The sequence below is a fragment of the Povalibacter sp. genome, assembly GCF_036735925.1.
In the GTDB taxonomy this organism is placed as follows: Bacteria; Pseudomonadota; Gammaproteobacteria; order Steroidobacterales; family Steroidobacteraceae; genus Steroidobacter.
This window is the reverse complement of the sequence record NZ_DAINNK010000005.1, coordinates 114175-121010: the sequence shown is the minus strand read 5'-3', so window position 1 is coordinate 121010 and position 6836 is coordinate 114175. Positions and strand designations below refer to the sequence as shown.

Below are 6836 nucleotides of genomic sequence, written 5' to 3'. Positions count from 1 at the left end.
AGACGTTCATCGTCGCCGACTTCTTCCTGTTCAACGACCTCATGGGCGCGGCCGACCCGCCTCATCGCACGTTGAGCCGCGAACTCGCGGATCGTCTGATCGCACGCAAAGCGGCGCAGCCCGGGCTGACCCTCCTGCTCGTCACCGATCCGATCAACGATGTCTACGGCGGCGCGCCGTCGCCATTGCTCGAAGAGCTGCGCAATGCTGGCGTCAACGTCGTCACCACGGACTTGCGTCGGCTGCGCGATTCGAATCCCGCGTACTCGGCGCTGTGGCGCCTGTTCGGTCAATGGTTCGGCAATGCGCCGGGCAGCGGTGCGCTGCCGAATCCGTTCGATACCGAGCCGGAGAAAATCAGCCTGCGCAGCTGGCTGGCCTTGCTGAATTTCAAGGCCAACCATCGCAAGCTCATCGTGGCCGATCGCGCCGACTCGCAGCTCGTGGCCCTCGTGACCTCCGCCAATCCGCACGATGCCAGCAGCGCCCATTCGAACGTCGCGCTGCGCTTCGTCGGCGCGCCGGCGCTCGATCTCGTCGCGAGCGAACTGGGTATCGCGCGGTTCTCGGGCTGGAATGGACACATCCTGGCTGCCGCGCCCGAGACGCCGCCGGTCGATCCGGCGCAGGCCGTGCAGCTGTCGTACCTGACGGAAGCGGCGATCCGCAATCATCTGCTCGATGCGATCGATACGACCCGCAACGGCGATTCGATCCGGATCGCGACGTTCTATCTCGCCGATCGCAAGATCGTGACGGCACTGCTGCGCGCAGCGAAACGCAATGTCGCGGTGCAGCTCATCCTCGATCCGAATCGCGATGCGTTCGGGCGCCAGAAGGATGGTGTGCCGAATCGCCCCGTCGCGAACGAACTCGTGACGCAGAGCGGCGAACAGATCCAGGTGCGCTGGTATCGCACGCACGGCGAGCAGTTCCACACCAAGCTGGCGCTGATCACGCACGGCGACCGGCTGATCGCCTCGCTCGGTTCGGCCAACCTGACCCGTCGCAACATCGGCAACTACAACCTGGAAGCCAATATCGCCGTGGAGCTCGACAAGCAATCGCCGCTGGCCGCGGAAATGCAGGCGTATTTCACGCGGCTGTGGACGAACGAAGGTCCGCCGGGCACCGAATACACCGCGGCCTTCGGTGTGTATCAGGACGCGGACTTCCGTCGTTACTGGCGGTATCGGTTCATGGAAGCCACCGGGCTCAGTACGTTCTGAGTAGGAGAAGAGAAGAAGAATTTCCACGGGGGACACGGGGAGCACGGGGTCTTAAGAATTGAGAAAGTTTTCCTTCCCCGTGCTCCCAGTGTCCCCCTTCCTCCCCCGTGGAAATATTCCGGCTCTTTGTCTTCGACCTCCGTGAACTCCGTGTGAAATCCGATTCGGTCGGTTTCTTGCATGGCCGATGACGATGCACAATGTGCGGGCATCTCCTCGAGCAGCGTCGCCATGAATACCGTCGTCAAACCGATTACCCAGAATGCCGATATCCGTTACCTCGGCAAATTGCTGGGCGATGTCATCCGCGCCTACGGCGGCAATGAGATCTTCCAGCGCATCGAATACATCCGTGCGAGTTCGGTCGACCGGCATCGCGGCATCGCGGATGCGACGGCGCTGACGCGTGGGCTGGAAGCGCTGACGCTCGACGACACGCTCGCCTTCGTGCGCGGCTTCATGCTGTTCTCGATGCTGGCGAATCTCGCCGAAGACCGGCAGGGCCGGCTGAACGAATCGGGCAACGACATCGCCTCGGCGCTGCAGCAACTCGCCGCGCAAGGAATCTCGCGCGAGCAGGCCGGCGAACTGCTCGATCACGCCCTGATCGTGCCCGTGCTCACTGCGCATCCCACCGAGGTCATGCGCAAGAGCATGATCGATCACCGCAATCACATTGCCGAACTGATGCGTCAGCGCGATCTGGGACGTCAGGAAACGCCGGAAGGCGACGGCGTCGAGGCCGCGATCCTGCGCCAGATCGCGCTGTTGTGGCAGACGCGACCATTGCGGCGCGAGCGGCTGTACGTGGCGGACGAAGTCGAGATCGCACTCACTTATCTGCGCGATGTATTCCTGCCCGTGCTGCCCGGCCTGTATGCGCGCTGGGAACGCGCGCTGGCGCATCGGCCGAAAAGTTTCCTGCGGCTTGGCAGCTGGATCGGCGGCGATCGCGATGGCAATCCGAACGTGACGGCGGATTCGCTGCGGCTTGCGCTGGGGCGCGCATCGCAGTCCGTGATCGAGAACTATCTGGATCACCTGCACGCGCTCGGCCAGGAACTGTCGTTGTCCACCGAACTCGCCAGCGCCAGCGAGGCGGTGCTGAAACTGGCGCAGGACAGCGGCGACACCAATGCCGGTCGGGCGGACGAGCCGTATCGTCGCGCCGTGATCGCCGTCTATGCGCGGCTTGCTGCGACCTACACGAAGCTCACTGGCCACACGCCGCCGCGCCCCGCCTCGTCGACCGGCGAGCCTTACGAGGATGCGGACGCGTTGCGCGCCGATCTGGTCGCCATCGCACTGTCGTTGCGCGAAGGCGGTGCAGGATTGCTGGCCACCGGCGGCGCGCTGGGTCGCCTGATTCGCGCCGTCGAAACCTTCGGCTTTCATCTGGCGACGCTCGACCTGCGTCAGAACTCGGATGTGCATGCGCGCGTCGTGGGCGACCTGTTCAAGGTCGCCGGCGTCGCGCCCGACTATCTCGCGCTCGACGAAGCGCAGCGCGTGGAGCTGCTGCGCAAGGAACTGGCCAGCGAGCGGCTGCTGGCGAGTCCGTTCGCCAGCTACGCCGAGGAGACCCGCTCGGAACTCGCGATCGTGCGGGCAGCGGCACAGGCGCACGAAATGTACGGCGCCGCGGCCATCACGACCTACATCATCTCGAAGTGCGAGAGCGTGTCGGACATGCTCGAAGTGAACGTGCTGCTGAAGGAAGCCGGACTGTATCGACTGGGCGATCCGGGCGCGGCCGGCATCATGGTCGTCCCCTTGTTCGAAACCATCGGCGATCTCGAGCGCGCCGCGAACATCATGCGCGCGTGGCTGTCGCTGCCCGAGATCCGCCAGGCCGCCGATCGACGCGGCTATCAGGAAGTGATGGTCGGCTATTCGGATTCGAACAAGGACGGCGGCTATCTCACGTCGGTGTGGAGCCTCAATCGCGCCACGCGCGAACTCGCGGCAGCCTTCGCGGAAACGAAGACGGCGATGCAGATCTTCCACGGCCGCGGCGGTGCGGTCGGTCGCGGCGGCGGCTCATCGTTCGCCGCGATCCGTGCGCAACCGGCGGGCACGGTGCAGGGCCGCATCCGCATCACCGAGCAGGGCGAGGTGATCGCAGCCAAGTACGGCACGCGCGAAGGAGCGGCGCTGAATCTCGAATCGATCGCCTCGGCGACGCTGCTCAGTTCCTGCAAGCAACCCGTGGCTGCCGCCCAGGAAAGCGGCCGCTTCGCGCAGGCGATGGATCAGATCTCGGCCGCCGCGTTCAAGAGCTATCGCGGCCTCGTGTACGAAACCGACGGCTTCAAGACCTTCTTCCGGCAGATGACGCCGCTGCTGGAAATCGCCGAGCTGAAGATCGGATCGCGTCCCGCCTCGCGCACGAAATCGGATCGCATCGAAGACCTGCGCGCGATTCCGTGGGTGTTCAGCTGGGCGCAGGCACGCGTGATGCTGCCGGGCTGGTACGGCGTCGGTCACGCATTGAAGAGCTTCCCCGATCAGGCATTGCTGCGCGAGATGGCGCAGGGCTGGCCATTCTTCAGGGCCACCCTCGACAACCTGGAAATGGTGCTGGCGAAATCCGACATGGCGATCGCGCAGCGTTACGCGACGCTGGTGCAGGATCAGAGTCTCGCCACCCGCATCTTCGACCAGATCCGCGCCGCCTGGACCGAAACGCACGATTGCCTGCTGGCCATCACGCGCCAGTCGCGCTTGCTGGAAAAGAACACGGTGCTGGACGAATCGATCCGCCTGCGACTGCCCTACATCGAGCCGCTGAACCTGCTGCAGGTGGAACTGCTGAAGCGCCATCGCGCCGGCGAAACCGACGCGCGCGTGCGTGAGGGCATTCAGCTGTCGATCAATGCGGTGGCGACAGCGCTGCGCAACAGCGGGTGATGGCTTCCCTTTCTTGCTGTGGGGCCGGCTTCAGCCGGCCTGAAAACAGTCAGGCTGAAGCCTGACCTACAGAAGAGGGCTCTTCTGTCTTTTCTTACCCGCGATCCGCCGCGACGACAGCAGCCGTCCGGTTCGCCAGCTCCAGCGACACCTGCTGCATCGCCGTTTCGAAAGCGGCGGCGACGGACGTGAGGCGATTCTCACCCGCCTGCTTCGTCGTCCCGGACGTGATCGTCTCGATCAGATGCCGGTCGCGGATACGGATCAGACGGCCCGTGAGCGACACACGCACCGTGGGAATGGCGTTGCCGGCGCTGTACTCGGCCTGGAAGTCGCGCACTTCGATGTCGAGCAGATACTCGCCGCCGACGCGTGCCTGCTCGGCCGCGACGCTGCGGAACAGTTTCTGATCCTCCAGGGTCGTGACGAGATACGACTGCACGGTGTCGAGCACCGTGCCGCGCCACAGCGCGCCGCGGTAGTAGTCGAGTTCGTGACCGCGAATGACGGCGATGCGATCGGTATCGAGGCCTGGTGCGACGTCGGGTCGGCCGATGGCGAGATCGATCTGTGACGCCGCGCTGGTGCTGGCGACCGTGGCCGGCGGCGGCGTGGCGATCACGTAGCGCGTCGGCACCGGCAGGTCGCTCTCCAGCAGCGAACCGCCACAGGCGGAGATCAGCAGCGCGGCACCCATCGTCGCGGCGGCGCGGCAACTCCTTCTGACCGTAGCCCGTAGCCCGTAGCCCGTAGCCCGCTCTCTCATTTCGCTATCTCGATGCCGCTCACCGGCGGCTCATACAGAATCTGCGACGGATTTTCCTGCAGGCTGCGCGACAGATCGCGGAATTCGCGCGCCGCGGAGCGCGTCTCGCGAATCAGGCGCTCCATCTCGAACAGGCCGGTGTTGGCGAAGTGACCGAGCTGCACTTCGCTGTCGGCGGCGAAGCGGTCGACGCGCTTCGATACGTCTTCCAGATTCTGGACGATGCGTCCCATGCGCTCGATGGCGGCGCGCAGCTCCGGTCGCGCATCCGTGGTCATGCCGCGCAGGCTCTCGGCCGCGCCATGGATTTCCACCACGGTTGCCTGCATTTCTGCGATGAGCTTCTCCACGTTGCGGGCGCTCTGCGGCAGGCCCGCCGATGCGTCGCGCAGGCTCACCAGGGTGTTCGACAATGCATTCAGATTGTCGTCCGACAGCACGCGATTGACGCGCTCCAGCAACGCGTTCGCCTTCGACATGAGTTCCGGCACGCTGGCGAGGAAGGCATCGAAGTCGGAGGCGACGGATTCGATCACCGGGTAGCGCTTGCCTTGCTTGAGCTGGGCGGTCTTGTCGATGTCCGGCACTTCCTTGAGATTGATGTACAGCAGACCGGTGACGCCCTGCAGCCCAAGACTCGCGCGGGTCGCCGAAGAAATCGGCGTGGCGCGATCGATGTCGACCGTCACGACCACGCGCCCGGGATTGTCGCGATCGATGTCGATGCGCCGCACGCGACCGACGTCGACGCCGAGATAGCGCACCGGTCCGCCGCGCTCCAGGCCGCTGACGCTGCCGGCGAAATAGATCTCGTAGGTTTCGTAGTCGCGCGAATCGCGCGCGTCGGTGTACCAGAGCACGAAGCCCACGCCCATCGCGATGACGAGCAGGATGAAGGCGCCGACGGCTACGTAGTTGGCTTCGCGTTCCATAAGAGCTACTGGCGACTGGCGGCTGGCGACTGGCCAGAAATGCGATGCGCGCCGCAAGTGACTCTTCTTCTGGCCAGTTGCCGGTCGCCAGTCGCCAGTCGCCTCCTCATCTTTTCTCCCCTTTCGGCGCCTGCACCGCCCGTGCGCGCGGACCGTGGAAATATTCCTGAATCCAGGGATGCGGGTTCGCCATGATGCCTTCGAGCGTATCGACCACGATTTTCCTGTCAATGAGCACGGCCACCCGGTCGCAGGTGGTGACCAGCGTATCGAGGTCGTGCGTGATCATCACGACGGTCAGCTTCAGTCCCCGCTGCAGGTACAGCACCAGTTCGTCGAATTCGGCGGCCGAGATCGGGTCGAGTCCGGCGGTGGGCTCGTCGAGGAACAGCAGCGACGGATCCAGTGCGAGCGCCCGCGCCAGCGCGGCGCGCTTGATCATGCCGCCCGAGAGCTGCGAAGGCAGCTTGGCGCCCGCATCCGGCGGCAGTCCCACCATCCGCAGGCGCAGTTCGGCGAGTGCGGCGAGCGCGGATTCGGACACATGGAAGAATTCATTGATGGGCAGCTGGATGTTCTGCGCGACCGTGAGCGAACTGAAGAGCGCGCCCTGCTGGAACGTCACCCCGTAACTACGCTTCACCGCGAGCAGTTCCTCGCCCGCCATCTGGGTGATGTCCTTGCCCTCGATGAGCACCTGACCAGCACTCGGCCGGTGCAGGCCGAGCATGGTCCGCAGCAGCACCGACTTGCCGCTGCCCGAACCGCCGACGATCCCGAGGACCTCGCCTGGATAGACATCGAGATCGACGCCGTCGTGGACCACCTGCCGGCCGAAGCGATTGACCACGCCGCGCACGGAGATGATGGGGGCGGCTGCTGGCTGCTGGCTGCTGGCTGCTGGCCGGAGCGAGGACGCGCGAGTGTCGTGGACTGAGGTAGGCATGCGGCTGCTCAATGGCCCTGTTCTGGCCAGTCGCCAGCAGCCAGTCGCCAGTG

General features: G+C 65.0%; 5 protein-coding genes. 2 read left to right on the top strand and 3 right to left on the bottom strand.

Annotated features, from left to right (window positions below; translation table 11 throughout):
* A partial coding sequence (locus V7D81_RS03405; protein ID WP_324314488.1) for a phospholipase D-like domain-containing protein occupies positions 1–1229 on the top strand: 1229 nt, incomplete at its 5' end.
* 231 nt (positions 1230–1460) lie between these two features.
* A complete protein-coding gene (gene ppc, locus V7D81_RS03400) occupies positions 1461–4139 on the top strand; it encodes a phosphoenolpyruvate carboxylase (RefSeq protein WP_324314487.1) in 2679 nt (892 codons plus the stop codon).
* A 94-nt stretch (positions 4140–4233) separates the two neighbouring features.
* Here ppc and V7D81_RS03395 read toward each other — a convergent pair whose 3' ends face one another.
* From V7D81_RS03395 to V7D81_RS03385, 3 genes are all read right to left on the bottom strand, one after another.
* Positions 4234–4836 (bottom strand): ABC-type transport auxiliary lipoprotein family protein, encoded by a 603-nt coding sequence (locus V7D81_RS03395; protein WP_324314485.1) that lies wholly within the window; start codon positions 4834–4836, stop codon positions 4234–4236.
* 65 nt (positions 4837–4901) lie between these two features.
* Positions 4902–5837 carry an MlaD family protein gene (locus V7D81_RS03390; RefSeq protein WP_324314484.1) on the bottom strand — a complete coding sequence of 312 codons (936 nt, stop codon included), beginning with the start codon at positions 5835–5837 and terminating at the stop codon, positions 4902–4904.
* 106 nt (positions 5838–5943) lie between these two features.
* Positions 5944–6783: an ABC transporter ATP-binding protein gene (locus tag V7D81_RS03385; RefSeq protein WP_324314483.1), complete on the bottom strand. Its 840-nt coding sequence runs from the start codon at positions 6781–6783 to the stop codon at positions 5944–5946.
* Between the last annotated feature and the right edge of the window lie 53 nt (positions 6784–6836).

Coding starts and splice junctions, on each gene's coding strand:
- ppc (WP_324314487.1), top strand. CDS start 1,461: ATGAATACCGTCGTCAAACCGATTACCCAGAATGCCGATATCCGTTAC.
- V7D81_RS03395 (WP_324314485.1), bottom strand. CDS start 4,836: ATGGGTGCCGCGCTGCTGATCTCCGCCTGTGGCGGTTCGCTGCTGGAG.
- V7D81_RS03390 (WP_324314484.1), bottom strand. CDS start 5,837: ATGGAACGCGAAGCCAACTACGTAGCCGTCGGCGCCTTCATCCTGCTC.
- V7D81_RS03385 (WP_324314483.1), bottom strand. CDS start 6,783: ATGCCTACCTCAGTCCACGACACTCGCGCGTCCTCGCTCCGGCCAGCA.